The 24,204-nt window shown below is 48.9% G+C and carries 24 protein-coding genes and 5 tRNA genes; 7 read left to right on the forward strand and 22 right to left on the reverse strand.

The genetic code is table 11. The annotated features are described in order from the left end of the window. Positions 1–91: 91 nt before the first annotated feature. From QZZ54_RS07670 to QZZ54_RS07720, 11 genes are all read right to left on the reverse strand, one after another. Positions 92–166: transfer RNA gene (locus tag QZZ54_RS07670), tRNA-Gln, on the reverse strand. 19 nt (positions 167–185) lie between these two features. Next, positions 186–262 (reverse strand) — tRNA-Met (locus tag QZZ54_RS07675). A gap of 122 nt (positions 263–384) precedes the next feature. Next, positions 385–459: transfer RNA gene (locus QZZ54_RS07680), tRNA-Gln, on the reverse strand. Between the two features lie 19 nt (positions 460–478). Continuing rightward, positions 479–555: transfer RNA gene (locus QZZ54_RS07685), tRNA-Met, on the reverse strand. 188 nt (positions 556–743) lie between these two features. Beyond that, on the reverse strand, positions 744–1,835 hold the full coding sequence (ychF, locus tag QZZ54_RS07690) for a redox-regulated ATPase YchF (RefSeq protein ID WP_290701122.1): 1,092 nt from the start codon (positions 1,833–1,835) through the stop codon (positions 744–746). Positions 1,836–1,855: 20 nt separating this feature from the next. Further along, positions 1,856–2,446, reverse strand: coding sequence for an aminoacyl-tRNA hydrolase (gene pth / locus QZZ54_RS07695; RefSeq protein WP_290701124.1), 591 nt, complete (start codon positions 2,444–2,446; stop codon positions 1,856–1,858). 27 nt (positions 2,447–2,473) lie between these two features. Next, positions 2,474–3,073, reverse strand: coding sequence for a 50S ribosomal protein L25/general stress protein Ctc (locus tag QZZ54_RS07700; RefSeq protein WP_290701126.1), 600 nt, complete (start codon positions 3,071–3,073; stop codon positions 2,474–2,476). A 129-nt stretch (positions 3,074–3,202) separates the two neighbouring features. Beyond that, a complete protein-coding gene (locus QZZ54_RS07705) occupies positions 3,203–4,144 on the reverse strand; it encodes a ribose-phosphate pyrophosphokinase (RefSeq protein WP_290701129.1) in 942 nt (313 codons plus the stop codon). Positions 4,145–4,296: 152 nt separating this feature from the next. After that, positions 4,297–4,371: transfer RNA gene (locus QZZ54_RS07710), tRNA-Gln, on the reverse strand. Positions 4,372–4,468: 97 nt separating this feature from the next. Next, positions 4,469–5,065, reverse strand: coding sequence for a lipoprotein insertase outer membrane protein LolB (gene lolB / locus QZZ54_RS07715; RefSeq protein ID WP_290701132.1), 597 nt, complete (start codon positions 5,063–5,065; stop codon positions 4,469–4,471). A gap of 9 nt (positions 5,066–5,074) precedes the next feature. Then, positions 5,075–6,796, reverse strand: a complete 1,722-nt coding sequence (locus tag QZZ54_RS07720; RefSeq protein WP_290701135.1) for a tetratricopeptide repeat protein — start codon at positions 6,794–6,796, stop codon at positions 5,075–5,077. Between the two features lie 180 nt (positions 6,797–6,976). Between QZZ54_RS07720 and hemA the strand changes: the two genes are divergently transcribed. From hemA to QZZ54_RS07750, 6 genes are all read left to right on the forward strand, one after another. Next, the gene (gene hemA, locus QZZ54_RS07725; RefSeq protein ID WP_290701138.1) at positions 6,977–8,245 is read left to right on the forward strand and encodes a glutamyl-tRNA reductase; all 1,269 of its coding nucleotides are present in this window, start codon (positions 6,977–6,979) and stop codon (positions 8,243–8,245) included. A 6-nt stretch (positions 8,246–8,251) separates the two neighbouring features. Then, positions 8,252–9,340: a peptide chain release factor 1 gene (prfA, locus tag QZZ54_RS07730; protein WP_290701140.1), complete on the forward strand. Its 1,089-nt coding sequence runs from the start codon at positions 8,252–8,254 to the stop codon at positions 9,338–9,340. Between the two features lie 11 nt (positions 9,341–9,351). Further along, entirely contained in the window at positions 9,352–10,203 is an 852-nt protein-coding gene (gene prmC, locus QZZ54_RS07735; protein WP_290701143.1) for a peptide chain release factor N(5)-glutamine methyltransferase, read from the forward strand. After that, the gene (locus tag QZZ54_RS07740; protein WP_290701145.1) at positions 10,193–10,948 is read left to right on the forward strand and encodes a molybdopterin-synthase adenylyltransferase MoeB; all 756 of its coding nucleotides are present in this window, start codon (positions 10,193–10,195) and stop codon (positions 10,946–10,948) included. The genes prmC and QZZ54_RS07740 overlap by 11 nt, the downstream gene beginning before the upstream one ends. Positions 10,949–10,963: 15 nt before the next feature. Next, complete coding sequence (locus QZZ54_RS07745) at positions 10,964–11,359, forward strand: CoA-binding protein (protein ID WP_290701147.1); 396 nt, start codon at positions 10,964–10,966, stop codon at positions 11,357–11,359. A 189-nt stretch (positions 11,360–11,548) separates the two neighbouring features. Next, positions 11,549–11,902 (forward strand): RidA family protein, encoded by a 354-nt coding sequence (locus QZZ54_RS07750; RefSeq protein WP_290701150.1) that lies wholly within the window; start codon positions 11,549–11,551, stop codon positions 11,900–11,902. A gap of 4 nt (positions 11,903–11,906) precedes the next feature. On the opposite strand, the gene QZZ54_RS07755 is transcribed toward QZZ54_RS07750, so the two are convergent. The 6 genes from QZZ54_RS07755 to QZZ54_RS07780 form a co-directional block, all read right to left on the reverse strand. After that, positions 11,907–12,533: an ankyrin repeat domain-containing protein gene (locus QZZ54_RS07755; protein ID WP_290701152.1), complete on the reverse strand. Its 627-nt coding sequence runs from the start codon at positions 12,531–12,533 to the stop codon at positions 11,907–11,909. Continuing rightward, complete coding sequence (locus QZZ54_RS07760; protein WP_290701153.1) at positions 12,530–13,687, reverse strand: SO_0444 family Cu/Zn efflux transporter; 1,158 nt, start codon at positions 13,685–13,687, stop codon at positions 12,530–12,532. Before QZZ54_RS07760 ends, QZZ54_RS07755 begins: the two co-directional genes overlap by 4 nt. A gap of 42 nt (positions 13,688–13,729) precedes the next feature. Beyond that, positions 13,730–14,686 carry an AEC family transporter gene (locus tag QZZ54_RS07765; protein ID WP_290701155.1) on the reverse strand — a complete coding sequence of 319 codons (957 nt, stop codon included), beginning with the start codon at positions 14,684–14,686 and terminating at the stop codon, positions 13,730–13,732. 79 nt (positions 14,687–14,765) lie between these two features. After that, complete coding sequence (locus QZZ54_RS07770) at positions 14,766–15,260, reverse strand: histidine phosphatase family protein (protein WP_290701156.1); 495 nt, start codon at positions 15,258–15,260, stop codon at positions 14,766–14,768. A gap of 66 nt (positions 15,261–15,326) precedes the next feature. Beyond that, positions 15,327–16,970 carry an acyl CoA:acetate/3-ketoacid CoA transferase gene (locus QZZ54_RS07775; RefSeq protein ID WP_290701158.1) on the reverse strand — a complete coding sequence of 548 codons (1,644 nt, stop codon included), beginning with the start codon at positions 16,968–16,970 and terminating at the stop codon, positions 15,327–15,329. Between the two features lie 168 nt (positions 16,971–17,138). Continuing rightward, on the reverse strand, positions 17,139–18,503 hold the full coding sequence (locus QZZ54_RS07780) for a sigma 54-interacting transcriptional regulator (protein WP_290701161.1): 1,365 nt from the start codon (positions 18,501–18,503) through the stop codon (positions 17,139–17,141). Between the two features lie 32 nt (positions 18,504–18,535). On the opposite strand from QZZ54_RS07780, the gene QZZ54_RS07785 reads away from it, so the two are divergent. Continuing rightward, on the forward strand, positions 18,536–18,700 hold the full coding sequence (locus tag QZZ54_RS07785; RefSeq protein WP_290701164.1) for a hypothetical protein: 165 nt from the start codon (positions 18,536–18,538) through the stop codon (positions 18,698–18,700). 428 nt (positions 18,701–19,128) lie between these two features. On the opposite strand, the gene QZZ54_RS07790 is transcribed toward QZZ54_RS07785, so the two are convergent. The 5 genes from QZZ54_RS07790 to QZZ54_RS07810 form a co-directional block, all read right to left on the reverse strand. Beyond that, positions 19,129–19,830 (reverse strand): ATP-binding cassette domain-containing protein, encoded by a 702-nt coding sequence (locus QZZ54_RS07790; protein WP_290701167.1) that lies wholly within the window; start codon positions 19,828–19,830, stop codon positions 19,129–19,131. A 1-nt stretch (position 19,831) separates the two neighbouring features. Further along, positions 19,832–20,599 carry a high-affinity branched-chain amino acid ABC transporter ATP-binding protein LivG gene (livG, locus tag QZZ54_RS07795; RefSeq protein WP_290701170.1) on the reverse strand — a complete coding sequence of 256 codons (768 nt, stop codon included), beginning with the start codon at positions 20,597–20,599 and terminating at the stop codon, positions 19,832–19,834. Further along, positions 20,596–21,858 (reverse strand): high-affinity branched-chain amino acid ABC transporter permease LivM, encoded by a 1,263-nt coding sequence (locus QZZ54_RS07800; RefSeq protein WP_290701174.1) that lies wholly within the window; start codon positions 21,856–21,858, stop codon positions 20,596–20,598. The genes livG and QZZ54_RS07800 overlap by 4 nt, the downstream gene beginning before the upstream one ends. Then, entirely contained in the window at positions 21,855–22,781 is a 927-nt protein-coding gene (livH, locus tag QZZ54_RS07805; protein WP_290701177.1) for a high-affinity branched-chain amino acid ABC transporter permease LivH, read from the reverse strand. The genes QZZ54_RS07800 and livH overlap by 4 nt, the downstream gene beginning before the upstream one ends. A 115-nt stretch (positions 22,782–22,896) precedes the next feature. Next, positions 22,897–24,015, reverse strand: a complete 1,119-nt coding sequence (locus QZZ54_RS07810) for a high-affinity branched-chain amino acid ABC transporter substrate-binding protein (RefSeq protein ID WP_290701180.1) — start codon at positions 24,013–24,015, stop codon at positions 22,897–22,899. Positions 24,016–24,204 lie beyond the last annotated feature (189 nt).

Raw genomic sequence — 24,204 nt, forward strand, 5'->3', positions numbered from 1 at the left:
AACGAGCAACGAGCAACGTCTCACTTATTAACTGAACAAGTTGGGTGTAATGCAGAGTAAATTAATACTAAGAGGGTGAATCTTGGAAAGATGGCTGGGGTAGGAGGATTCGAACCTCCGCGTGACGAGATCAAAACCCGTTGCCTTACCGCTTGGCTATACCCCAACAATGTCTATCTTAAAAATGGTGGCAATAGCGGGACTCGAACCTGCGACCCTCGCATTATGAATGCGATGCTCTAACCAGCTGAGCTATATTGCCATTCTATATAGCAGTGAATAAAGAACTGATATACAAAATCTGGTTGTTACCAACCTATCTTTAAAGCCTTTGGGTAGATCATGAGGAGATTAAGCCTCTGAATCTTCAATCGCTTTAAAAGATGGCTGGGGTAGGAGGATTCGAACCTCCGCGTGACGAGATCAAAACCCGTTGCCTTACCGCTTGGCTATACCCCAACAGTCTTGATAAATGAAATGGTGGCAATAGCGGGACTCGAACCTGCGACCCTCGCATTATGAATGCGATGCTCTAACCAGCTGAGCTATATTGCCTTAGCACTTATCAAGGCCGCGAATTATTCTCTTTTTTGCTAACCATGTCAACCGATTAGAGGGAAAAAACAGACCATTTCCATGGCTATTCGGTGGCTAAAAAAAAAGCCATCCGGAATCATTCCCGAATGGCTGTTTTTTGTACAGATCTGATGGTTAGCAGATCAGGATTAACGGCGATCTATTTCTTAAACGTTAAAGCGGAAGTGGACAACATCACCATCTTTCAGAACGTAGTCTTTTCCTTCGAGTCGCCATTTTCCAGCTTCTTTCGCGCCGGATTCTCCTTTGAACTGGATGAAGTCGTTGTAGCTGGTTACTTCTGCGCGGATAAAGCCCTTTTGGAAGTCGGTGTGGATAACTCCGGCGCCCTCTGGTGCGGTAGCACCTTCTTTGACAGTCCAGGCGCGAACTTCCTGAACACCGGCAGTAAAGTAGGTGTGAAGTCCCAGCAGGTTATAGCCAGCACGGATTACCCGATCAAGGCCGGGCTCTTCCATGCCCATCTCCTGAAGGAATTCCATTTTTTCATCATCTTCCAGTTCTGAAATCTCAGCTTCCATCATATTACAGATGGCAACAATCTCGGCGCCTTCTTTCGCGGCGAGTGTTTTTACTTTGTCCAGATGGGGGTTGTTTTCGAAACCGTCTTCGGAAACGTTCGCGATATACATGGTAGGTTTGATGGTTAATAGGTGAAACTGTGATATTTCAGCCAGTTCATCATCATCGAGTTCCAGAGAGCGAACCGGATTGCCCTGTTCCAATTGCGCCAGCACTTTTTCCAGAATTGCCTTGGACTTAATGGCGGCTTTGTCACCGCTATTAGCGATACGAGCCACTTTATTTAGCTGTTTTTCAACTGATTCAAGGTCAGCCAGCGCCAGTTCAGTGTTGATGATTTCAATATCATCCATGGGGTCGATCTTATTCGCCACATGGATAACATTCTCATCTTCGAAACAGCGTACTACGTGCGCGATGGCATCGGTTTCGCGAATATTGGCGAGAAACTTGTTGCCCAGGCCTTCGCCTTTAGAAGCTCCGGCAACCAGACCTGCAATGTCCACGAATTCCATCGTGGTGGCCAGTACCCGCTTAGGCTTAACAATTGCAGCCAGCGCGTCAAGACGGGGATCAGGCATTGGTACAACGCCCGCATTGGGTTCAATTGTACAAAATGGGAAGTTTTCAGCACCGATACCTGCTTTGGTCAGGGCGTTGAAAAGGGTAGATTTACCTACGTTTGGCAAGCCAACGATGCCGCATTTGAAACCCATGCCAGTTATCCTGTCGTCAGTTATTCAGCTTTAAAAGTGTGTAAGGTCGTCATCGCTTTGTGCCAGTCGCCACTGGTGGCTTGTTCTAGCACTTGCATCGCTTCGTCACAGGCCGCTTCAGTCATTTTGAATTCGGAAACTGGGGCTTTTTTAAGGACGAAACCACTGACTTGGCTTGCGCTGCCCGGATGTCCGATGCCAATGCGCAAGCGATAGAAATTCTTGTTGTTGCCCATTTTGCTGATCATGTCGCGTAAACCGTTATGGCCGCCGTGTCCGCCACCTAATTTAAAGCGGGCAACACCGGGGGGTAAGTCCAGTTCATCGTGGGCGACAAGGATGGATTCAGCAGGAATCTTGTAAAAGTTAGCCAGTGAGGCAACAGCCTGGCCACTGAGATTCATGAAGGTAGTAGGGATCAGCAGGTGAACAGGAGAGCCGTTCAGGCTGATTTTTCCATACAGGCCGTGAAACTTTGATTCAGGCTTGAGTGGGGTAAGGTGTCGGGCAGCAAGCTGCCCGACAAAGTCGGCTCCGGCATTATGACGGGTCTGGTCGTACTTCTGGCCGGGATTACCCAAGCCAACGATCAGCTGTATCTGGTCTTGCATGCCGGAACCTGTCTTCTGTTAGCAGAATTACTCTGCAGCTACACTGCCGCGTGGAGTGTAAGCCTGTGCGATACTCTGATCACGGTCAGCACCGCGACGCAGCTGTACGATCTCTACGCCTGCTGGCAGAGTTACGTCAGACAGGTGAATAACCGTGTCCATATCGATAGCAGACATATCTACTTCAAGAGCTTCTGGTAGTTTATCAGCCAGGCAGCGAACCTTAGTGGTGTTCTGCTGGATAGTAAATTTACCTGATGCTTTGCCAGCTGGAGACTTGTCAAAGTTAACAAAGTTCAGCGGTACGACGATTTCGATAGGCGCAGATTTAGTGATACGCAGGAAATCGATGTGCATGATGTTGCTTTTAGATGGGTGGCGCTGCAGATCTTTGATGATTACTTGCTCTTCCTTACCTTCTAATTCCAGAGTCAGAATAGAGGAGTAGAAAGAAGAATCTTCAGTCTGCTTAACCAGTACGCGGTTTTCCAGAGAGATAGATACAGGCTTCTTACGCTTGTCTCCACCGTAAACTACAGCTGGAACATATCCAGAGTGACGAAGGCGGCGGCTCGCACCTTTCCCTTCGTCTGTACGTGGTAGTGCATTCAATACAAAGTTGCTCATTTTAATACCTATAGTAAAAACAAAACTGCAAACACCTTGCGACCAGGTCTTTGCAGTTGTTGAGTAAGCCCTTGTGGGCGCATTATCCCTATGTGGGATCTATATCAGCTGTCAGCTATGCCCAAAGGCTTAGCGGAACATTGCGCTGATAGATTCTTCGTTGCAGACGCGGCGTACCGCTTCTGCCAGCATCGGTGCCAGCGTTAGCTGGCGGATCTGACGGCAACTCGCAGCAGCTTCGCTGAGCGGGATAGTATCTGTTACAACCAGTTCGTCTAGTTCTGAGCCGGTAATGTTGCTGATCGCTGCGCCTGACAGCACTGCGTGGGTAGCGTAAGCAACAACTTTCTCGGCGCCGTTAGCCTTCAGGGCTCCCGCTGCTTTACATAGCGTGCCGGCGGTGTCACACATGTCGTCTACCAGAATACAGGTACGACCTTGTACATCACCGATCAGGTTCATTACCTGAGCTTCATTGGCTTTTTCACGACGCTTGTCGATGATAGCCAGATCGCAACCCAGTTGTTTTGCAACAGCTCTGGCGCGAACTACACCACCAACATCAGGAGAGACAACAATAGGGTTGTCATAGCTCTGACGGGCAATCTCATCCAGCAGAACCGGAGAGCCGTATACGTTATCTACAGGGATATCGAAGAATCCCTGGATCTGATCAGCGTGTAGATCGACGGTCAATACCCGGTCGATACCTACACCTGCCAGCATGTCAGCGACTACTTTGGCGCTGATCGCAACCCTAGCAGAACGCGGACGACGATCCTGACGGGCGTAGCCGTAATAAGGGATTACAGCAGTGATTCGGCTGGCAGAGCCTCGACGCAGAGCGTCAGCCATCACAATCAGTTCCATCAGGTTGTCATTAGTGGGAGCGCAAGTCGGCTGGATGATAAAGACATCCTTACCTCGTGCGTTCTCATGAATCTCAACGCTGATCTCGCCATCGCTGAATTTTGTTACGGTGGCTTCGCCCATTGGAATATCTAGGCGTTCTACTACTTTTTCAGCCAGCTGGCGATTTGCATTGCCAGTGAAGACCATCATTTTAGGCACAATGTCTACCTTCTCGGATCTACAGTCGTTTAATTGAGATTCTTTCATAATTTTGACGGGGCTCGCACTTTACTTAAACCTCATAAAAAGGGTCAGGTACTGCTGCCCGGCCATTCTCTTTAGCCTGATGCTATGAAAGCAGGGTTTTAAGATGGCTGGGGTAGGAGGATTTGAACCTCCGCATGACGAGATCAAAACCCGTTGCCTTACCGCTTGGCTATACCCCAGTAACTCTTAATTCCGGTCATTGCCCGGTAAAAGAGGCGCACATTTTCCCGGAACGAACCGTTAAAGTCAAACGAATGCCGCTGAAAAGCGTCAATTTCAGAGTTGGATCTGCCACTCTTTTGCAATGATAGTCAGGCGCAGGTCATTCTGGCTGATAGTGAGCTTTTCCGGTAGGGAATAGCCCTGTTGGTTACTGAATCGTAAGTAATTGATTTCCCAGTTGTTCTGGATTATTTTCTGCGGCCTTTGTTGGTTCAAACTTAGTTCGAATGGCTGTCCGGGTGCTGGAATGCCACGGACCCAGTACAGCAGCTGGTGAACCGGGAATTGCCAGCCAAGAGTTTGTTCCATCAGTAACTCAGGCGATGCTGCCCAGAGGGGGTCTTCACCGGCTATATTAATCGTAATTCCTTCGCCATTACCGTCGATTCGGGCGCCGCCTTGCCCCAGTGGGCCTGTGAGCTCGATCTGATAGTGCTGTTGTTGTTGTAGCCAATAGAGGCTGGCGCTTTGGTTTTCGCTGGGAGTGCGTATGCCAATCTTCCCTTTGAGCTGCCAACTGTCTGCGGTGAGTAACGCTTGTCGCAGTTCATCCCATGAGTGCGCCGGGACTGCAGCATCCTGTTTTTGTGTCAGACCGGAGCAGCCCGCCAGCAGTAATGCCATAGATAAAATAAGTGCACGAATCTTCAAGGTTTATTCCTATGGCTTATCGATGGATGTCGCCGCATCCATCAGAAAATCATTACCAGGGTGTTTGAGAAGTTCTTGATGTAAAAGTTTTTGAGCTCTCTGTAATTGCCCTGATGCCTGGTAAGCCTGGATAAGGTGAGCGCTTACTTCTGGATCGGGAAACTGGTCGTAAGCTTGTTGAAGAAAGTTGACCGCTTCTGCTGCTTTACCTTGTTTCAGTAAAATCCATCCCATGCTGTCGAGAATAGCAGGGTCATTCGGTTTGAGTTTGAATGCTGCTGTTATCAGCTCAAATGCTTCATCAAAGCGATCGGTATAGAGTGATAGGGTGTAGCCCAGTGCGTTGAGCGCCATGCTGTTATCTGGTTCCAGTTCAAGGACTCGGCGAAGATCGCGTTCTATCAGTTGAATATCCTGAGGCTCAAGTATCATTGCCCTCGTGTACAGCAGGCTAACGTCATCCTGGTGTTGCTGCAAGGCTTCGTCGAGAACACTGAGAGCTGTGCCTTTATAATCGTTTAGATTCAACCACTCGGCTTCCATAACATAAAGCTGAATGCTTATTTCAGGAATGCTGTTGCGGGCCTGCTGAATTATTTCTTGTAGGCGAAGGCGGTCACTGGGGTGGTCCAGCAAGGTTGCTATTCGTCGGTAAGCCGGCAACAAATTGTTATTGTCCCGTACTTTAAGAAAGTGATCGAGTGCCAGTTCAGTATTGCCTTCCTGTTGTTCAACCAAGCCCAGATAGTAGTGAGGGGTGGTGTTGTCCGGATAGCGAATAAGCAGGTCTTTCATTATCTTGCGGCTTTGCTCGGTCTGCTCGTTTTCCAATAGGAGTAGAGCAACATAAAAGCTTAGTTGTGGCTCATTCGAAAAGCTGTCGACCAGCAGTTGTGCCTGTTCGCTGCCTTTTTTTATCTGCTTTGACTGGAACAGTAGTTGAACGTATAGCGTATAGAGCTGCTGATCAGGTTTGTTTTTTTCCATTTGTGATTCAAGAATCACGATAGCTTGTCTGAACTTGTTCTGAGTTCGTAGAAGTTCTGCTTTTTGAATGATCGCTTCAAGGTGCTCAGGTTCTGCCTGGATGGCGGCATCAAAGCGCTTTAATGCTAGTTCGTTATTTCCTTGCTGTTTGTACAGCAGGCCTAACGTTGTAAGTAAGGTTGCATCTGTTTCATCGGCAGCGAACTCCTCCAGCAGGTGAATATAGGCCTCAGCCTCTTCGGAGCTGAATTGCTTTGTCTGGGCGCTGATGACCATCAGAGTTTGCGGGTTAGAATGGCTGAGAGCCTTTCTAAGTAGAGGCAATGCGGTAGCGAATTCGCCTTTGCGTAGCAGAAGGCTGGCGGCTATCTGGTAGGGCTCCGGATTTTCAGGCTCAGCCTGTTGCCAAAGTGTGCTGGCCAGCAACGTCTGGTCAGGTTGGTGTAAATATTGAGCGATATAGGTCGCCCGTTTGGCGATTGCCGGATCACCTGTTAGTTGAGCCTGGTGGAGGTAATTTTCCAGAGATAGGTCAAAGGCTTTTCGTTGGCCAGCTATTTCCGCTACAACCAGGTCATAGAGGGTTTCCCGGTTAAGTTCGCCAGGCACATATTCTACTTTTGGCAGCTGTGCTTCAGCTGCTGTAGTGGCTGCTTTGTTAAGTTGGCTGGTACATCCGCTGATGCTTAACAAAGTGGCTAAAAGTGTTGTCGCGATAGTCGTTACGAGATTAGGTGCTTTCATTGAGCTGATCTTATCTGTCGCAAATAGATGGAAGCTCCACTATAGATGAATCTCGGGGCTGTTGTCATATCTGGGTGTAAATAGTAAAAAATTGATCTGATCCGGCCTTGGTTTTTTAACCTTTCCCTTAATAAAGTGTATTATTACGCGCTATTTTAAATCTGGGTGTCGTTTTCCTATATGGCTTTGCTCGCGTTAGGTATTAATCACAAGACCGCTTCGGTATCCGTTCGGGAGAAAGTTGCTTTCGCGCCGGAGCAGATGGCCGAGGCGTTGGCACAAGCCTGCGAACTTGCTCACCTGAAAGAGGTGGCGATTCTTTCTACCTGTAACCGTACTGAGCTTTATTGCTCGACTGAGTTGGAAGGTACCCGGGCATTGCTGGAGTGGCTGGGTAGTTACCATCGTCTCGACCCTGATGAGCTGCAAGGCTGTAGTTATGCACATTGGAATCAGGATGCAGCCCAGCATATGATGCGGGTCGCCAGCGGGCTTGATTCATTGGTGTTAGGTGAACCTCAGATTCTGGGGCAGCTGAAGTCCTGTTATGCGGTCTCTCAGGATGCAGGCGTTGTCGGGGCTGAATTGGCACGGTTGTTCCAGCAGACCTTTGCAGTGGCGAAGAAAGTACGCACTGACACTGCTATCGGAGAAAACCCGGTTTCTGTTGCTTACGCCTCTGTTAGTCTGGCGCAGCATATTTTTTCCGATTTAAGTCAAAGTAAAGCATTACTGATCGGCGCGGGTGAAACCATTGAGCTTGTGGCGCGGCATCTATCTGAAGCCGGGGTGCAGCAGATGACGGTAGCGAACCGGACGCTGGTGCGTGCAGAAGCGCTGGCCGATGAGTTTAATGCCCGGGCAATAATGCTGGGTGATATTCCTGAAGCGTTGGAAGATGCTGATATTGTTATCTCATCTACCGCCAGTCAACTGCCGATTCTAGGCAAGGGTGCGGTAGAGTCTGCCTTGAAAAAGCGTAAACACCGGCCTGTCTTTATGGTGGATATCGCCGTTCCCCGGGATATTGAGCCGGAAGTCTCCGATCTGGATGACGTATATCTTTATACCGTCGATGACCTGAAAGAGGTTATCGAGGAAAACGTTCGCAGTCGTGAAACCGCTGCTATGGAAGCTGAAACGCTGGTGGAAGTTGGTGCCGTTGATTTTATGCGTCAGCTTCGGGCGCTGGGTGCGGTAGAAACTGTGATGGCGCTGCGTCAGCAAACAGAACAGCTGCGTGATGCTGAGCTTGAAAAAGCGTTGCGTCAGCTGAGTAACGGTAAGTCAGCGGATGAGGTGTTAAATAATCTGGCTCGCGGCCTGACCAATAAATTTCTCCACAGCCCCACAGTACAGCTGAGAAAAGCCAGTGCTGAGGGGCGTGACGACTATCTCGAGATGGCGCAGGATCTGCACCAGCTGTCTCATAATGTAAAAGAAGACTGATTAGCGATGAAAGAATCTATAGCTCTGAAACTGGAAATTCTGGCCGATCGATATGAAGAGCTGGCAGCATTGCTGGGCGATGCGACGGTAATCAATGATCAGAATAAGTTTCGTGCTTACTCAATGGAATACTCTGAATTAGAGCCGGTCGTTAAGTGCTTTCAATCTTATCTGACAGCTCAAAATGATCTGGAAGAAGCCAAGTTGATGCTGGAAGATTCAGACCCTGATATGCGGGAGATGGCGAAAGAGGAATTTACCGGGGCGAAGGAGAGTATTGAAACTCTGGCGCAGGAACTGCAAGTTCTGTTACTGCCGAAGGACCCTAATGATTCCCGCAACGTCTTTGTGGAAGTGCGTGCGGGTACCGGTGGTGATGAGGCGGCAATTTTCTCTGGCGACCTGCTGCGGATGTATAGCCGTTATGCTGAAAATCAGGGTTGGAAGCTGGAGATTATCAGTGCCAACGAAGGTGATCACGGTGGTTATAAAGAGGTCATCTCGCGCATAGTAGGCAAGGATGTTTATTCCCGATTGAAATTTGAGTCTGGTGCCCATCGGGTGCAGCGGGTGCCTGAAACTGAATCTCAGGGACGTGTTCATACCTCAGCCTGTACCGTGGCAGTGATGCCTGAGATGGATGAGGTCAGCGATATTGAGATCAATAAGGCCGACCTGCGGGTTGATACATTCAGAGCCTCCGGCGCCGGTGGTCAGCACGTTAACAAAACTGACTCCGCTATCCGTCTTACTCATATCCCTACCGGTGTGGTGGTTGAGTGTCAGGAAGAGCGTTCGCAACACAAGAACCGCGCAAAAGCGATGTCTCTGCTAGCGTCCCGTCTTCAGGCTGCGGAGCAGGAACGCCATGCGGCGACTCAGGCCAGTACCCGTAAATCCCTGGTGGGCAGTGGTGACCGTTCAGAGCGTATCAGGACATATAACTATCCTCAGGGACGTATTACAGATCATCGCATCAATCTTACGCTGTATAAGCTTCAGGAGGTGATGGAAGGTGCGTTAGGGTCTGTGGTCGATCCATTAGTTAACGAATACCAGGCTGAGCAGTTGGGTGCTCTGTCTGAGGACAGTTGATCGCTCTGCAAATGAACATATCTGATGCGTTGGCAGTTGCGGGCCAACTAACGGGGAGCAGTGACAGTCCTGAACTGGATGTTGAGCTGCTACTCTGCCATATCCTTGAGAAAAATCGTACTTTCCTGTTTCTTCATCGTGACTATCTGCTGACAGCGGCTCAACAGCATAAGTTTAAGTCTTTTATTCAGCGTCGTCAGCAGGGCGAGCCTATTGCTCACCTGACCGGTAGTCGTGGTTTTTGGACCTTAGATCTGGATGTTAATCCCACCACGCTTATTCCCCGTCCAGATACCGAATGTCTGGTTGAAAAAGCCCTTGAACTAATTCCCCATTCTGTAGCCAGAGTATTAGACCTGGGAACAGGTACCGGTGCTATCGCACTGGCGCTGGCTTCAGAATGCCCGGCCTGGCAACTGGTTGCTGTTGACCGGGTTGCAGAGGCGGCAGCATTGGCCGAGCAAAATCGTCAGCGGCTCGGGTTGGATAATGTGGAAGTGCTACAGGGCAGTTGGTTTGAACCGGTGGGCGGGCTGTTTGAGATGATCGTTAGTAATCCGCCCTATATTGATCCTCTGGATCCTCATCTGGAACGGGGAGATCTGCGATTTGAGCCGGTGAGTGCTCTGGTGGCGGCGGATAAAGGCCTGGCGGATATACGCCAGATCGCCACGCAAGCCAGGCGTTTTCTGATGGAAGGTGGCAAACTGTTATTTGAACACGGTTATGATCAGACCGCGGCGGTACAGCAGTTGCTGGCTGAATTGAGTTACAGCGACATAGATTCAGCTCAGGATTATGGCGGCAATGACCGTATAACCTGGGCGATTTGGAAAGAAGAGAATAAACAGAATGTTGAATGATGAGCAGCTGCTGCGTTATAGCCGTCAGATTATGTTGCCTGAGGTTGATATTGCAGGGCAGGAGGCCTGGTTAAAGGCGTCGGTTCTAGTGATTGGATTAGGTGGTCTTGGCAGCCCTGTAGCGATGTATCTTGCGGCGGCTGGAGTGGGCCGGTTGGTGCTGGTGGATGATGATAAGGTCGAGCTGACTAATCTGCAGCGGCAGATTGTACACCGTACCTCAACTATCGGTCAGTCTAAGGTGGATTCAGCGAAAACGGCGCTTATAGAGCTGAATCCAGATACGGATGTGGTGGCCATTAATAACCGCTTGAATGGCGTGGCGTTGGCAAAACAGGTTGCTGAAGTTGATCTCGTCGTCGATTGTAGTGACAACTTTACTACCCGTTTTGCGATTAATGACGCTTGTGTGAAGTATAAGACACCGTTAGTTTCAGGTGCTGCTATTCGCTTTGATGGCCAGGTAGCGGTCTTTGATCCGCGACGTGAAGATGCCCCCTGTTATCGCTGTTTGTATCGTGAAGGTGATGATGAAAATTTAACCTGCTCTGAAAGTGGAGTGATTGCGCCACTGGTCGGTATTATCGGTTCAGTGCAGGCGATGGAAGCATTAAAAGTACTGGCGGATGTTGGTCATCCTCTGGTCGGAAAATTGTTACTTCTGGATGGGCGTCATATGGATTGGCGAACCCTAAAACTACGGCGAGACCCTGAGTGTCCTTGCTGTGGGAATAAAAATAATTAAAAGGAGCCAGATTCAATGGAAGTCATTCGTCAGATTCTAGAAAAAAGTAAAACGATAGCGATGGTAGGTGCCAGCCCTAAGTCTCACCGTGCCAGTAATCAGGTGATGCATTTCCTGTTAGCTAAAGGCTATAACGTGATTCCGGTAAACCCCTTTAAAGTGGGTGAGCAGATTCATGGACGGGTGGTGGTTTCCTCTCTGGCCGATATAAAAGAACCTATTGATATGGTGGATATTTTCCGTAGCTCTGCAGAAGCGGGAGATGTGGTTGACGAAGCGATTGCCGTGAATGCGAAGTCGATATGGATGCAGCTGGGGGTTATTAATGAACCTGCTGCTGAAAAGGCTCAGGCGGCCGGGCTTCAGGTGGTGATGGATCGCTGCCCTGCCATAGAGATTCCCCGACTCTGAGTCACTCCTTTGCTTCTCATATGAGAAGACGCTCTGAGATAGCGATATTTTCTGCTATTACCCTGACAACATCTCTTTATGCCGCTAATGCTTCTCAATTCAGGAGCATTAGGCTGGTGTCTAATGGCTGATCTACTACAATTATTGATTTTTACACTAGTGTTTTTTTAGGATTAAGGGTGAATACAGATGACAATTGAACGACTGGAGATTGGCCAGCGGATGAGTCGGATCGTGATCCATAACGATACCGTTTACCTCTGTGGTCAGGTGGCAAAAGATGCGTCCGCTGGGATTAAAGAACAAACCGCTACCATGCTGGAAAAAGTGGATGCGTTTTTAGAACAAGCGGGTAGTGATCGTGAGCATATCCTTTCTGCGACGCTGTATATCCGTGATATGAAAGATTTTGCGGGTATGAATGAAGTTTGGGACAACTGGGTGCCCGCAGGACATGCACCGGCAAGAGCTTGTGTTGAAGCGCGGATGGCGCGTCCAGAGTTGCTGGTCGAAGTCTCTGTGGTTGCTGCAGTTAAGAAATAAGTTGTTAGCTTAACATCATCTGTCTGATTGCCAGATCATCGGCGAGCCGCTTGGCGTAGTCGATGATCTCTTTACTGCATCCCTCCGTCTCCAGCTTTTCTGATAACGCTGCGCCACTATTTATCAGCATCTGCACCAACGCTCTGTTTTCCATCTGCATTGCCAGTATCAGCGAACTATTGCCTTGCTTATCGCAGTGGTTGAGGTCGGCTCCATTTTCATTCAGTCTGCTGAGGTGAAGCATCAGACTGGTATCAGAGCAAAACTGGAAGCAGGCAAAGAGCGTGTGATCAGGGGTCATGTCGGGATAGGTTAAAGGTGCGCCAGCCTGAAGTAATATCGTCATTAGCTGTAAACTTTTTAATGGATGTTGCAGCGCCTGATATAACAAAGGCTCGGTCTGACTGGCGCTTAAGCCGCAGCCGGCTTGAAGTAAGTGTTGTAGTGATTTGGGCTGGCCGGATCTGATAGCGAGTTCGGCGGCGTTGAGGTTTTGACTATCGAAATCGAATAGATGTTCGTTTATTAACTTGGCGTCCAGCTTACTAAACTGCTTTTTTAGTGTGATTAGATCCGCTTCAATGATCGCTAGTTGTAGTTTTTTCAGATTGCGCTTATCAAAGAAGCTCATGCGCAGGCAGTCGTTGTATCTTTCCAGATAAACTGGCGTAGAGGCTTTACTGCCAGGACAAACAGGATAATCGCTGCAACCCATTTAATGATCATAAAGCCACCAGAATCGTGATGAGCCATCGCAGTGCCGACTGATATCATTTGATCGCTTAGAATGGCATCAGTCGCCAATCCCAGTAAAACCGCGCAGACACTAATGCCAAGAAGGTAGATAACGACGGCGCGGATACCAAGCTCACGGCTGAGAATGCCTATGGAGGCGATGTTAGTGGCGGGACCTACCAGCAGAAAGACCAGAATTGCGCCTGGAGACATGCCGGCGGCCAGTAGTGCGGCAGCCAGGGGTGTGGAGGCTGTTGCGCAGATATAGAGCGGTAGGCCAACAACTAGCATGAGTAGCATAGCGGTCAGGCCGCTGCCCCACTGACTCAGGCTGGCAGGCTCAACCAATGTGGCAACCACAGCGGCGAGTATCAAGCCGATGCTGAGCCATTTGGAAATGTCATCGAGGATATCTACGATGGCAAACTGTAGTCCGGCTAAAATACCAGATGGCTTCGGTGTCTCGCTCTGTTCAGCGTAGCAGTTGGATTCTGTTGCTTCAGTTTTGCTACAGCAGCTAGTAACGGGTTCTTCAGTTTCACTACAACAGCTACTAACCTTTTCATTTTCCTTCTTCTCGCTGCAGCAGCTAGTCTCTTTTTTGTCAGCTACCGCTTTTGTAGAAAAATCTCTGTTATTTTCGTTGCTGTCGAACAGTAAAATCATAATACCGCTGACCACCGCGCTGATAATGGCCGATATGGGTCGGATGATAGCCATAACAGGCCCCAGTAGGGCATAGGTTACCGAGATTGAATCAACCCCGGTTTCCGGTGTGGCAACCAGGAAAGATACTGTTGCGGGTTTTGATGCGCCTGAACGTCGCAGGGCTATTGCTGTGGGAAGTACTCCGCAAGAGCAGAGGGGTAGCGGTGCGCCGATGAGTGCTGCCCGGATAACCGAACCAGTGCCGGTACCGCTAAGCCATTTCTCCACCAGTGTGGTTGGAATCCAGCCTTTCAGCACAGCTGCCAGAACAAGACCGAATAGCAGCCAAACTGCGGTGTCGAGAAACAGGCTCAAAAGATGGTCAAAAAATTCAAGTAACATAGCGCTACCTTGTATATAAGATACTGCTTATCTTACTCTTCCCTAAGCCAAATTCCAGAGTCGTAGCAGGTAGATTCCGCTACTCAGTGTGACGATAGAGCCGATGGTAGTGGTCAGAATAATATTGGCAGCCAGTTGTGCATTACCTTTCATCGCTTTTGCCATAATAAAGCTGGCCGCTGCAGTAGGGCAACCGAACAGGATGAACAGGATGCCCAGCTCCTGGCCTCTTATGCCGCTTATCCAGGCGCCACTGGTCAATATCAGGGGCATAAGGATCAGTTTAATAAGAGTGGCCCAGCTGGACTCTCCAGAGGTGTCTCTCAAGCTTCTCAGGTTCAGGGATGCTCCTACGGCAAGCAAAGCAAGAGGTAGTGTCAGATTAGCGAAATAGTTGCCGATTTTATCAATAGCTGTAGGTAAGCCCCAATCGAAATAGGAAAAGGGGAGCGCCAGTAATACCGCTATGATTAGCGGATTTCGGGCGATCTCAATCAGAGGTTGAGTGAGGTTTAGTCCGTTCTGCTTCTGCATTGGTAGCGAAAGCGCGAGGACTGACAGGGTGTTGTACAGGGGGATAACACAAGCCAGCAAAAGTGAAGCTTGAGCAAGCCCACTGTCGCCAAACATATTAAAACTAACAGCCAACCCGATAATCCCATAGTTGCCACGAAAGGCTCCCTGAATAAACACGCCGAGATCTTCAGGCTTGTGAATAAAACGTTTACTAATCTGCCAGAGCAGCGAGAAACTGAGCAGAGTACTGATCACAAAGTAGGTGAGTAAAGTTGGGTTAAATACTGCCTGGAAATCCATTCTGGAGATGCTCATGAAAACCAAAGCAGGCAATGTAATGGTGAAAACCAATTTGGAGGCTGTAGCGACGAAATTCTGATCGATAACCTGCAATCGCATCAACAGGTAGCCAAGCAGAGAGATGAAAAAGATAGGTGCGACTATATTGCTAGTGAATAGTAACGTGTCGAGATAGAGGCTCACAGCGGATATTCCGATGGGTAACAGATAATGGTGCTAGTGTATCACTTTTGCTTTATATGTTACTTCACCAGGCTGGTCATCAATTATGTAACTTGGGGTAATCCAGTCGTTCCAGCGTACCGCAGGATTCCGAGATCTCTTCCCAGTTGGTGACGCTTAGGGCAAGCTGAATGACGCCGCTGGTGGGAAACTTTGGAATAAGCTCCTGTGTCAGATAAAAGCTGGCCATTTCAAGCGTTGGGCTGTGTCCAACGACTAACAAGCTACGATAATGATCTGACTGGCCCTGTAGTAGATTAATAAGGGTTTCAGATCGAGCATGATAGAGCTCGGGTATCTCAATAATCTTGTCGATTGAGTAGTCTTGCTCCAGGGCAATTTGCTCGGCTGTAGTGATTGCTCTGCGAGCACCACTACTGAGTATGAGGTCTGGCTGAATATTCATGTTGGCCAGCCTGGCAGCCATTAGGGGGAGGTCTCTCTTGCCTCTTTTGTTCAGGGGTCGATCAAAATCAGACAGTTCAGGGTTATTCCAGCTGGATTTGGCGTGCCTTACCAGTGTCAGCATCTTCATAGAATATCCCTTGGCTTCATAGGTGAAAACTCAAGTATTAACCATCGACGGGGTAAAAGCTATGGTTCAGCTAGCGATACAACCTTCCAGGCTATCTCTTTGTTCATTCAGGCTATGAATGAGTTGTGCCCAGACTTTACGCATATGCCCGGCGGGATGACTGCCGCTATGTAGCAGGTTCATCGGGCCCTCTTTAAAAAGTCTAGGATCCATTGGTGTCAGGTTGTCGTCGATCAATGGTGTGAAATCCATCTGATCGAGAATATCTTTTTGCAGATCGATGCCGGGTGCCACTTCTATCAGCTTGAGTCCTTTAGCTGTGAGGGTGAAGACAGCACGTTCAGTGATAAAGGTGACCTTCTGGCCCTGTTTTACCGCGTATTGGCCGTTGAATGTGATCTGCTGTACCTGCTTAAGAAACTTCTTAACGGATCCGTTTCTGACTACGTTCAGTTCGCCGTTGTTTATCTCAATCTGTTGCGATCCGGAGGTAAAGGTGCCGAGAAAATACAGCTCCTGAGTGTTCTGGGTAATATTAATAAAACCACCGGCCCCTGCAAGTTTGCTGCCAAAACGACTGACGTTAACATGGCCTTCGGGGCAAGTTTCGGCTAACCCGAGGAAGGCTTGGTCCAGCCCGCCGCCATCGTAAAAATCAAACTGAGCAGGTTGGTCTATGATGGCGGCGGCATTACTGACTGCGCCAAAACTCAGGCCGCTGGCAGGTTGTCCGCCAATACCTCCAGGCTCTACGGTCAGGGTAAAGTCATTGAGTATCTTTTCCTCGGCGGCCACAGCAGAAACCATTTCAGGCATGCCGATACCCAGGTTAACTACTGATCCTTTTCGCAGCTCCATCAAAGCTCTACGGCCAATGATTTTACGGGCTGAAAGGGCTTCTGGTTGCTGTTCTAATGGGGCAATAACGTCGCCACAATAGGCGGGGTTGAATTGTTCAGCAAAGGTTTGAGGATGGTCTTGTGGTTCGGCAATGACAACGTGGTCTACCAAAATTCCGGGGATTTTTACCCGGTCAGGTGTCAGTTGATGCTTGTCGGTGGTGCGTTCTACCTGAACAATGACTTTTCCACCACTGTTGTGGGTAGCCTGGGCTATAGCTAACACATCAAGGGGAAGTGCCTCGCGCTCCATAGAGATATTTCCATCTGCATCAGCGGTAGTGCCCCGGAGCAAAGCTATATCGATGGGAAAGGCTTTGTAAAATAGATACTCTTCGCCCTGTAATGTCAGGAGTTCTACCTGATCGGTGAGCGTTCGGCTGTTTATTTTGCCTCCACCCTGACGAGGGTCGACAAAGGTATGCAGGCCGACTTTGGTTAGGGTACCAGGCTTACCTGCGGCGATATCCCTGAATAGATGGCAGATGACGCCCTGAGGTAAGTTGTAAGCTTCTATTAGATTGTCGGTGGCTAGTTTTCCCAGCCCTGGTGCTAATCCCCAGTGTCCCCCGATTACTTTTCGTACCATGCCTTCATGGGCAAAATGGTTCAAACCTCGAGTTTTGGCGTCTCCCTGGCCGGCAGCGTAAACCAAGGCGAGCTGTTTGGGTTGTTGGCTGGATAAAAAACGTTGTTCGATCGCTTTGGCTATCGCTTCGGCAAAGCCGATACCGATAAAACCGCCGGTAGCGATAGTGGCGTTATCGGGGATAAGTTGGGCGACCTGCTCTGCACTCAGTAGCTTAGACATGGAGTAGTCCTGTGATTTTTATTTTTTTAATATATGTATTGTTTAGCAATCACTGAGCCAATACTAATAAGTGTTATTAAATCATAAGGTTATGTTGTTAATAGGCAGATATAAAAATACACAGTGTCTAAATTTATAGACATAATGTTTTTATATGTCTAATTCGATTTACATATTTAGACGTTTAATCCGGTTGTACAAAGTTGCTCGTGAAATACCCAACAGTCTGGCCGCTTTAGTTTTATTGTGCTGGCACTGCGTAAGTGCCTGTTGAAGGGCTTCTGCCTCAGCGTGATGCTTAATCTGATTAAAATCTGAAAAGACATTAACGGGAGGGCCGGTATTCAGGTCATCGGCGCCTAGGTCTTCTGCTGAGATAAGCTCTTGTTCAGCCATAACACAGGCTCGCTCGAGCCGGTTATGAAGTTCACGAACATTACCGGGCCAGTGATAGTGTTGCAGCCAGGACAGGGCGTCCTGGCTAAGGTTAAGTGCCGGCAGGCCTGATTCATGGGCGATTTTTTTCATCAGGTAGCTGCTGAGAGCGGGTATGTCCGTTGCTCTTTCTCGCAGGGCTGGAAGTTGAAGGGGTAATACATTCAGTCGGTAGTAGAGATCGGCTCTAAATAGCCCTTTATCGACCAGCTGTTTAAGGTCTTGGGAAGTGGCTGCGATAATCCGGACATCAACTTTTTCCAGCCGATTTGAGCCAAGTGCTTCAACTTCCCGTTCCTGGATAACCCGTAATAGTTTTGCCTGAATAGCCGCTGAGATATCAGCGATCTCATCGAGGAACAAGGTGCCGCCTGCCGCTAGCTGAATTTTACCCAGTCGGCCGTTTTTACTCGCGCCGGTATAAGCGCCTGCGGCTGTTCCAAATAGCTCGGCTTCCACCAAAGATTCGGGTAGGGCAGCCATATTGATGCCGACAAAAGGAGCGTCGCTTCGGGGTGAAGCATTGTGGATGCCCTGGGCAAGTAATTCTTTGCCTGTGCCGGTCTCGCCCAATAATAGAATAGTTGTATCGAGCTGTGCGGATCTCAGTGCCTGACGCTTAATTTTAAGCAGTGCAGGAGAGTTACCAATAAGGTCGTCCAGTTCATATTTGCTGGTTCGCAGCAAGTTCTCTGAAACCAGCTGTTTCTTCAGTCGAGCAAACTTATCAAACAGCGGTTGGAGGTTTTCCAGATCGTCATAGAAGACAAAGCCGATAGCGCCGAACACCGAGCCGTCGGGGTTTTTAAGCGGTAAGCGGGTAACTGCGCACCAACGGTTATTGATCTGCATAAGGTCGAGAAAGCTGGGTTGGCCTGTCTTGAGGATTCTGGGAAGTTGAGTGGTTGGCAGAATGTCGTTTACAAGCTGGCCTATGAATTCAGTATTGTCAGGCAGTTCCATCAACTCTCGGTATTGTTGGCTTAGCCAGACAATTCGACATTCTTGATCAATGGCTATAGCGCCCTGGCAAAGACTGGAGAGCAGAGTAAGGAGGTTTTCGTCGCTGGTATTAATGAGAGTTTCTAGCTGGCTCATTTGGATTCTGCGCTGCGGATAGATTCAGCCCAGTGTGCCAGAATTTACTTCAGGATGGCAGTGCTCAGCTCAGGCTGTTGTATTGCCTGCAGCAGACATATGGGAAACAGGCTAAAGCGTCAGGCGACGCGTTGCTGATTATCTTCTATATCAAGCAGTTCCCAGCGGTGGGGGACACTGATAAGGCCGATGTGTGAGCTGCAGTCTTTGCATATATACAGCGTGTTGTTATGCACATGTTTTACTTCGCTCAGGCCTCTATGCAGGCTGATGCTTTGATGTTCCAGTAGAGCCTTGCACTGAGGGCAGATACATGACATTTGAATTACCTCTCGACTGTATTCTGGATATCTTTTATGGACAGCAGATCTTTAAACAGTTATTTGTCTTTAAAAATAGACAATAAATAGCATAGATGGCGCTTTTTATGTCTTATATATGCGACTGATATTAACACAATATAAGTTGATTAAAAACATTGATATAAGTCACTGTTATATAAGAGGGAATAGCTGAAAGGGTTGATGTGTATCAGTAGTTGGATGGAGTATTAGGTGAAATATTTACCAGAAAATAAGAAAGCCAGTCTCTCGACTGGCTTTTTGTCTTTATACGGAGACAGTATTTACCCCCCTAAATATGCTTGTCTAACGGATTCGTCCGTCAGTAGGTTGGCGCCGGTGTCGGTCTTAATGACGCGACCGTTTTCCAGTACATAGCCCCGATCGGCGATACGCAACGCCTGGTTAGCGTTTTGCTCTACCAGGAAGATAGTTACACCCTCATCGCGCAGTTTTTGGATAATGTCAAAAATCTGCTGAATAATGATCGGTGCCAGGCCCAGAGATGGCTCGTCCAGCAGTAGTAGCCGGGGTTTGCTCATCATCGCCCGGCCGATGGCCAGCATCTGTTGTTCACCACCCGACATCGTTCCGGCGCGTTGCTTGTAGCGCTCTTCCAGCCGAGGAAATAGCTCTAGCACGTGCTTTACTGTTTTCTGGGCTTCTTCCTTACTGCGGAAGTAAGACCCCATAAACAGATTCTCTTCAACGGTCATACCACTGAATACACGACGTCCTTCCGGCACAATGGCCAGGCCTTTACGCATGATGTCGGGTGTATTCAGATTGTTTATTTCTTCACCATTGAAGATTACCGTGCCGGATGATGCTTGCGGGTCGCCGCAGATCGTCATCATCAGGGTCGTCTTGCCAGCACCGTTAGCACCGATAAGGGTGACGATCTCACCCTCGTCGATATTAACTGAAACGTCGTGCAAAGCCTGGATAGGGCCGTAATGGGTGTTTACATTATTAATCTGCAGCATCTTATTCCTCCCCGAGATAGGCTTTGATAACGTCTGGGTTGTTCTTGATTTCATCTGCATTACCTTGGGCTAGAGGCGCGCCCTGGGAGATAACATAGATGTGATCAGAAATACCCATTACCAGACTCATATCATGCTCGATCAGCAGCACAGAGATTTCGTGCTCATCACGTAGCTTGATAATCAGCTCATCAAGTTCCTTAGTCTCATTAGGGTTAAGACCTGCAGCAGGTTCATCCAGCATCAGTAGTTCTGGTTGGGTTACCATGCAGCGTGCGATCTCCAGGCGGCGTTGCTGGCCGTATGAAAGATTACCGGCTTCACGGTTAGCAAATTCCAGCAGATCAACTTCTTCCAGCCAATGTATGGCGTGGTTCATTGCATCTTTTTCCAGGCGGCGATAATTCGGGGTTTTGAACAGGCCGGAAATAAGATTTGTGTTGAGGTGACGGTGCTGGGCGACCAGCATATTCTCGATGACCGTCATCTTCTGAAACAGTCGTACGTGCTGGAAAGTACGTACCAGTCCTTTACGGGATATCTGGTAATCTTTCAGACCGGCAATCTGCTCATTTTTGAGCATTACACTGCCTTCGGTCGGGATGTAAAATCCGGACAGACAGTTAAATACGGTGGTTTTACCGGCACCGTTAGGGCCGATAACAGAAACGATCTGACGGTTTTTAACCTTCAGGTTTACGCCGTCTACTGCTACCAGACCGCCGAAGCGCATGGTGAGACCGTTTACATCTAGCAGTAACTGACTCATTGTTTCAACTCCAACTGTGGCCGTTTCGTCGGTATCAGCCCGTCAGGCCGCCAGCGCATCATCAGTACCATTAACAGTCCGAATAACAGCATGCGGTACTCAGAGAATTCACGTGCCAGTTCAGGCAGGATAGTCATGACAATAGCTGCCAGAATAATACCCATCTGCGAGCCCATGCCGCCCAACACTACAATGGCCAAAATGATTGCTGACTCAATAAAGATGAATGACTCGGGGCTGATAAAGCCCTGGCGCGCGGAGAAGAATGCACCGGCAAAGCCAGCCGTTGAAGCGCCCAGTGTAAATGCCGACAGCTTGATAGCTGTACGATTCAGGCCCAGAGAGCGACAGGCGATTTCATCTTCTCGTAGTGCTTCCCAGGCCCGTCCTATAGGCATGCGCATCAAGCGGTTTATTACGTAAATTACGATGCAAACCAGCAAGATAGCGATCAGATAGAGGAAAATAACCTTATAAGAGCTTGAGTAATCCAGATTGAAGTAGTCGTGGAAGGTCATTGCGTCCTCACCACCTTTGGCTTTTCGGGTAAATTCCAGACCGAACAGCGTTGGCTTGGCGATTCCGGAAATACCGCTTGGGCCTCCGGTTACTTCTGTCCAGTTATTTAGCAGGATACGGATAATCTCACCGAAACCTAGCGTCACAATTGCCAGGTAATCACCGCGTAGTCGTAACACCGGGAAGCCCAGGATGAAACCGAACAGTGCGGCCATTCCTGCGGAGATCGGCAGGCAAACCCAGAATGACAACCCAAAATATTGTGATAGCAGGGCGTAGGTGTAGGCTCCCACTGCGTAGAATGCTACAAAGCCTAGATCCAGCAAGCCGGCAAGACCGACTACAATGTTCAGACCAAGGCCTAGCATGATATAGATCAGGGTCAGTGTCGCCAGGTCAACCGAACCCCGGGACACCATGAACGGCCAGATAACCATGATTACAATGGCGCCTGCGATCAGCCATGGCTTTAAGGTCGCCATTTTTTTCTCTTCAGGCAGCATAGTGCTGATTGAAGGTTTTGGGATCATGCGGAACAGTGCATCAATCTGATTGGTGAACAGCTGTGACAGGAAGACGATGGCTATACCGCCGCCAATCCATGTCCATTGCGCTGTTGTGGCTCCTTTTACTGCCAATTGGGTGCCGGAAGTATCCAGCTTAACCCCGATCATCAGGCAGGCCAGAATTAAGGTGATACCGGCGGCGAAGATAGCGTTGTAAAACTTGTTAGTTGTCATACTTTTTCTATCTCCGGCTTGCCAAGAAGTCCACTAGGGCGGAATAGTAGAATAGTAATCAACAGACCAAAAGCGACGACATCTTTATACTCAGACGGAAAGAATGCCGCCGTCATCGCTTCAGTTACACCTAGTATCAGTCCACCTAATACTGCGCCAGGAATCGAGCCGATACCGCCGAGTACAGCAGCAGTAAATGCTTTCAAACCTGCGATGAAGCCAACAAACGGATTAACTACACCGTAATACAAGCCCAGCAGAAGGCCCGCGATAGCGGCTAGAGCAGCGCCGATGATAAAGGTCAGGGCGATAACTTTGTTGGTGTTAATACCCAGCAGGTTAGTCATGCCCAAATCTTCAGCGCAGGCGCGGCATGCTCGGCCCATGCGGGATTTAGAAATAAATAGGGTTAATAACGTCATAGTGACGAAGGTAACTGCGAAGATAATGACCTGCATATAAGAGACCGTTACTTCAAAGTCGGCTGGATTACCGAAAGCCCAGCCGCCAGAAACCATCGGTGGTAGAGCAACATCGCGGAAACCCTGGGATATGCCAACCGCGTTTTGCAGGAAAATCGACATACCGATAGCAGAGATCAGGGGGATCAGTCGGTTGGTGCCTCGTAGAGGGCGGTACGCGACCCGTTCGACTGCCCAGCCGTAGGTGCTGGCCATGAACATTGCGACAACCAGTGCAATGATCAGGATAATGGGCAGACTTACGATGCCCATGCTCATCAGACCAGCGATAACAATAAATGTTATGTAGGAGCCGATCATATAGATCTCGCCGTGGGCGAAGTTAATCATACCGATGATGCCGTAAACCATCGTGTAGCCGATGGCAATCAGCGCATAGGTTGAGCCGATGGTCAGCCCGTTAATGAGCTGTTGCAACAGATAGAGTGAGAATTCTGACATTTGCAGGGACCATATAAAACGAAACCCCGGCACCGGATCACGGCGCTAGGGTATCGGGATTAGATTTGCCCGACTCATGAGTCGGGCAGTGCTAATCAATTGTTATTATTGAGGATTACTGTGCAGGAGACTTAGAGCCATCTTTATGCAAACGGTAAACCAAGAAGGTAGACTCAGTCAGGTCGCCCTTTTCGTCGTACTTTATCTTACCGATTGCAGTGTCTGCTTCGTTAGCACGGATGTACGCTGCCAGCTTTTCAGTATCAGTCGACTTAGTCGCAGTCATAGCGTTAGTCATTACTTCCACTGCCGCGTAAGCGGTGAATACGAAAGGACCGGTTGGGTCTTCGCCCTTGGCCTTGATCGCTTCTACACGCGCTTGGTTAACAGCATTCTGATCGAAGCTCTTAGGCGCAGTCGCCAGAACACCTTCAGATGCGTCGCCAGCAATTTTAGCCAGGTCCGCGTTTACGATACCTTCAGGCCCCATGAATTGAGCGCCGAAACCTTTTTCAGCAGACTGACGTAGAATCAGACCTAGTTCAGGGTGATAACCACCGTAGTAAACAAAATCAACGTTCTCTTTCTTTAACTTAGCGATAAGTGCAGAAAAGTCTTTGTCACCAGGGGTAACACCTTCAAACATAGTCGCTTTCAGGCCACCCTCAGCCAGTTGATCGCGTACTGCTGTTGCCAAACCTTCACCGTACTGCTGTTTGTCATGAATAACGGCGATGCGTGCAGGTTTAGCGCTACCCAGGATGTATTGTGCAGCCATACTGCCCTGCAGACTATCCAGTCCGATGGTACGGAACAGCATCTGATGGCCTTTTTCCGTGATCGAAGGCGAAGTGGAGGCAGCTGTAATCATTAGTACGCCTTCCTCTTCGTAAATGTCAGAAGCTGGCTCAGTCGAAGAGGAGCACAGGTGACCAACTACGTGGAAAATACCGTCGTTAACGATTTTGTTTGCTACGGCAACAGCCTGCTTAGGATCGCAAGCGTCGTCATAGATAACGCCTTCCAACATCATGCCGTTAACACCACCGGCTTTATTGATATCTTCGATCGCGGCCATTACGCCGATCTTTTGCATGTCGCCATACTGTGCAACAGGACCTGTTGCAGGGCCAGCCAGGCCAATTTTAAGCGTGTCAGCCTGTGCTGCTGCAGTCATGCCCATAATGCAAACAGCAGTACTCAGGCCAAGCAATGTTTTACGGAATTGATTCATCGAGCTAATCTCCATTTATTATTCTTTACAGAGGGACCCTCAAATGGGGTTGCCTTATACATTTTTTATAATGGGTCGGACTTCAATCCGACTCGAGTTTGTTTACAGATGTATTAGACCTCCGTTGCAGTCGCTAACTCTACATCCGGCAGTCGATGAAAAGCAATCTTGATAGGAAAAATTTCTGTG

The sequence above is a fragment of the Amphritea sp. genome, from assembly GCF_016744155.1.
Taxonomy (GTDB): Bacteria; Pseudomonadota; Gammaproteobacteria; order Pseudomonadales; family Balneatricaceae; genus Amphritea.

Excerpts from the sequence above, each read along its gene's own strand:
- ychF (WP_290701122.1), bottom strand. The coding sequence starts at position 1,835 with ATGGGTTTCAAATGCGGCATCGTTGGCTTGCCAAACGTAGGTAAATCT.
- pth (WP_290701124.1), bottom strand. The coding sequence starts at position 2,446 with ATGCAAGACCAGATACAGCTGATCGTTGGCTTGGGTAATCCCGGCCAG.
- QZZ54_RS07700 (WP_290701126.1), bottom strand. The coding sequence starts at position 3,073 with ATGAGCAACTTTGTATTGAATGCACTACCACGTACAGACGAAGGGAAA.
- QZZ54_RS07720 (WP_290701135.1), bottom strand. The coding sequence starts at position 6,796 with ATGAAAGCACCTAATCTCGTAACGACTATCGCGACAACACTTTTAGCC.
- hemA (WP_290701138.1), top strand. The coding sequence starts at position 6,977 with ATGGCTTTGCTCGCGTTAGGTATTAATCACAAGACCGCTTCGGTATCC.
- prfA (WP_290701140.1), top strand. The coding sequence starts at position 8,252 with ATGAAAGAATCTATAGCTCTGAAACTGGAAATTCTGGCCGATCGATAT.
- prmC (WP_290701143.1), top strand. The coding sequence starts at position 9,352 with ATGAACATATCTGATGCGTTGGCAGTTGCGGGCCAACTAACGGGGAGC.
- QZZ54_RS07740 (WP_290701145.1), top strand. The coding sequence starts at position 10,193 with ATGTTGAATGATGAGCAGCTGCTGCGTTATAGCCGTCAGATTATGTTG.
- QZZ54_RS07745 (WP_290701147.1), top strand. The coding sequence starts at position 10,964 with ATGGAAGTCATTCGTCAGATTCTAGAAAAAAGTAAAACGATAGCGATG.
- QZZ54_RS07750 (WP_290701150.1), top strand. The coding sequence starts at position 11,549 with ATGACAATTGAACGACTGGAGATTGGCCAGCGGATGAGTCGGATCGTG.
- QZZ54_RS07755 (WP_290701152.1), bottom strand. The coding sequence starts at position 12,533 with ATGAGCTTCTTTGATAAGCGCAATCTGAAAAAACTACAACTAGCGATC.
- QZZ54_RS07760 (WP_290701153.1), bottom strand. The coding sequence starts at position 13,687 with ATGTTACTTGAATTTTTTGACCATCTTTTGAGCCTGTTTCTCGACACC.
- QZZ54_RS07770 (WP_290701156.1), bottom strand. The coding sequence starts at position 15,260 with ATGAAGATGCTGACACTGGTAAGGCACGCCAAATCCAGCTGGAATAAC.
- QZZ54_RS07775 (WP_290701158.1), bottom strand. The coding sequence starts at position 16,970 with ATGTCTAAGCTACTGAGTGCAGAGCAGGTCGCCCAACTTATCCCCGAT.
- QZZ54_RS07780 (WP_290701161.1), bottom strand. The coding sequence starts at position 18,503 with ATGAGCCAGCTAGAAACTCTCATTAATACCAGCGACGAAAACCTCCTT.
- QZZ54_RS07790 (WP_290701167.1), bottom strand. The coding sequence starts at position 19,830 with ATGCTGCAGATTAATAATGTAAACACCCATTACGGCCCTATCCAGGCT.
- livG (WP_290701170.1), bottom strand. The coding sequence starts at position 20,599 with ATGAGTCAGTTACTGCTAGATGTAAACGGTCTCACCATGCGCTTCGGC.
- QZZ54_RS07800 (WP_290701174.1), bottom strand. The coding sequence starts at position 21,858 with ATGACAACTAACAAGTTTTACAACGCTATCTTCGCCGCCGGTATCACC.
- livH (WP_290701177.1), bottom strand. The coding sequence starts at position 22,781 with ATGTCAGAATTCTCACTCTATCTGTTGCAACAGCTCATTAACGGGCTG.
- QZZ54_RS07810 (WP_290701180.1), bottom strand. The coding sequence starts at position 24,015 with ATGAATCAATTCCGTAAAACATTGCTTGGCCTGAGTACTGCTGTTTGC.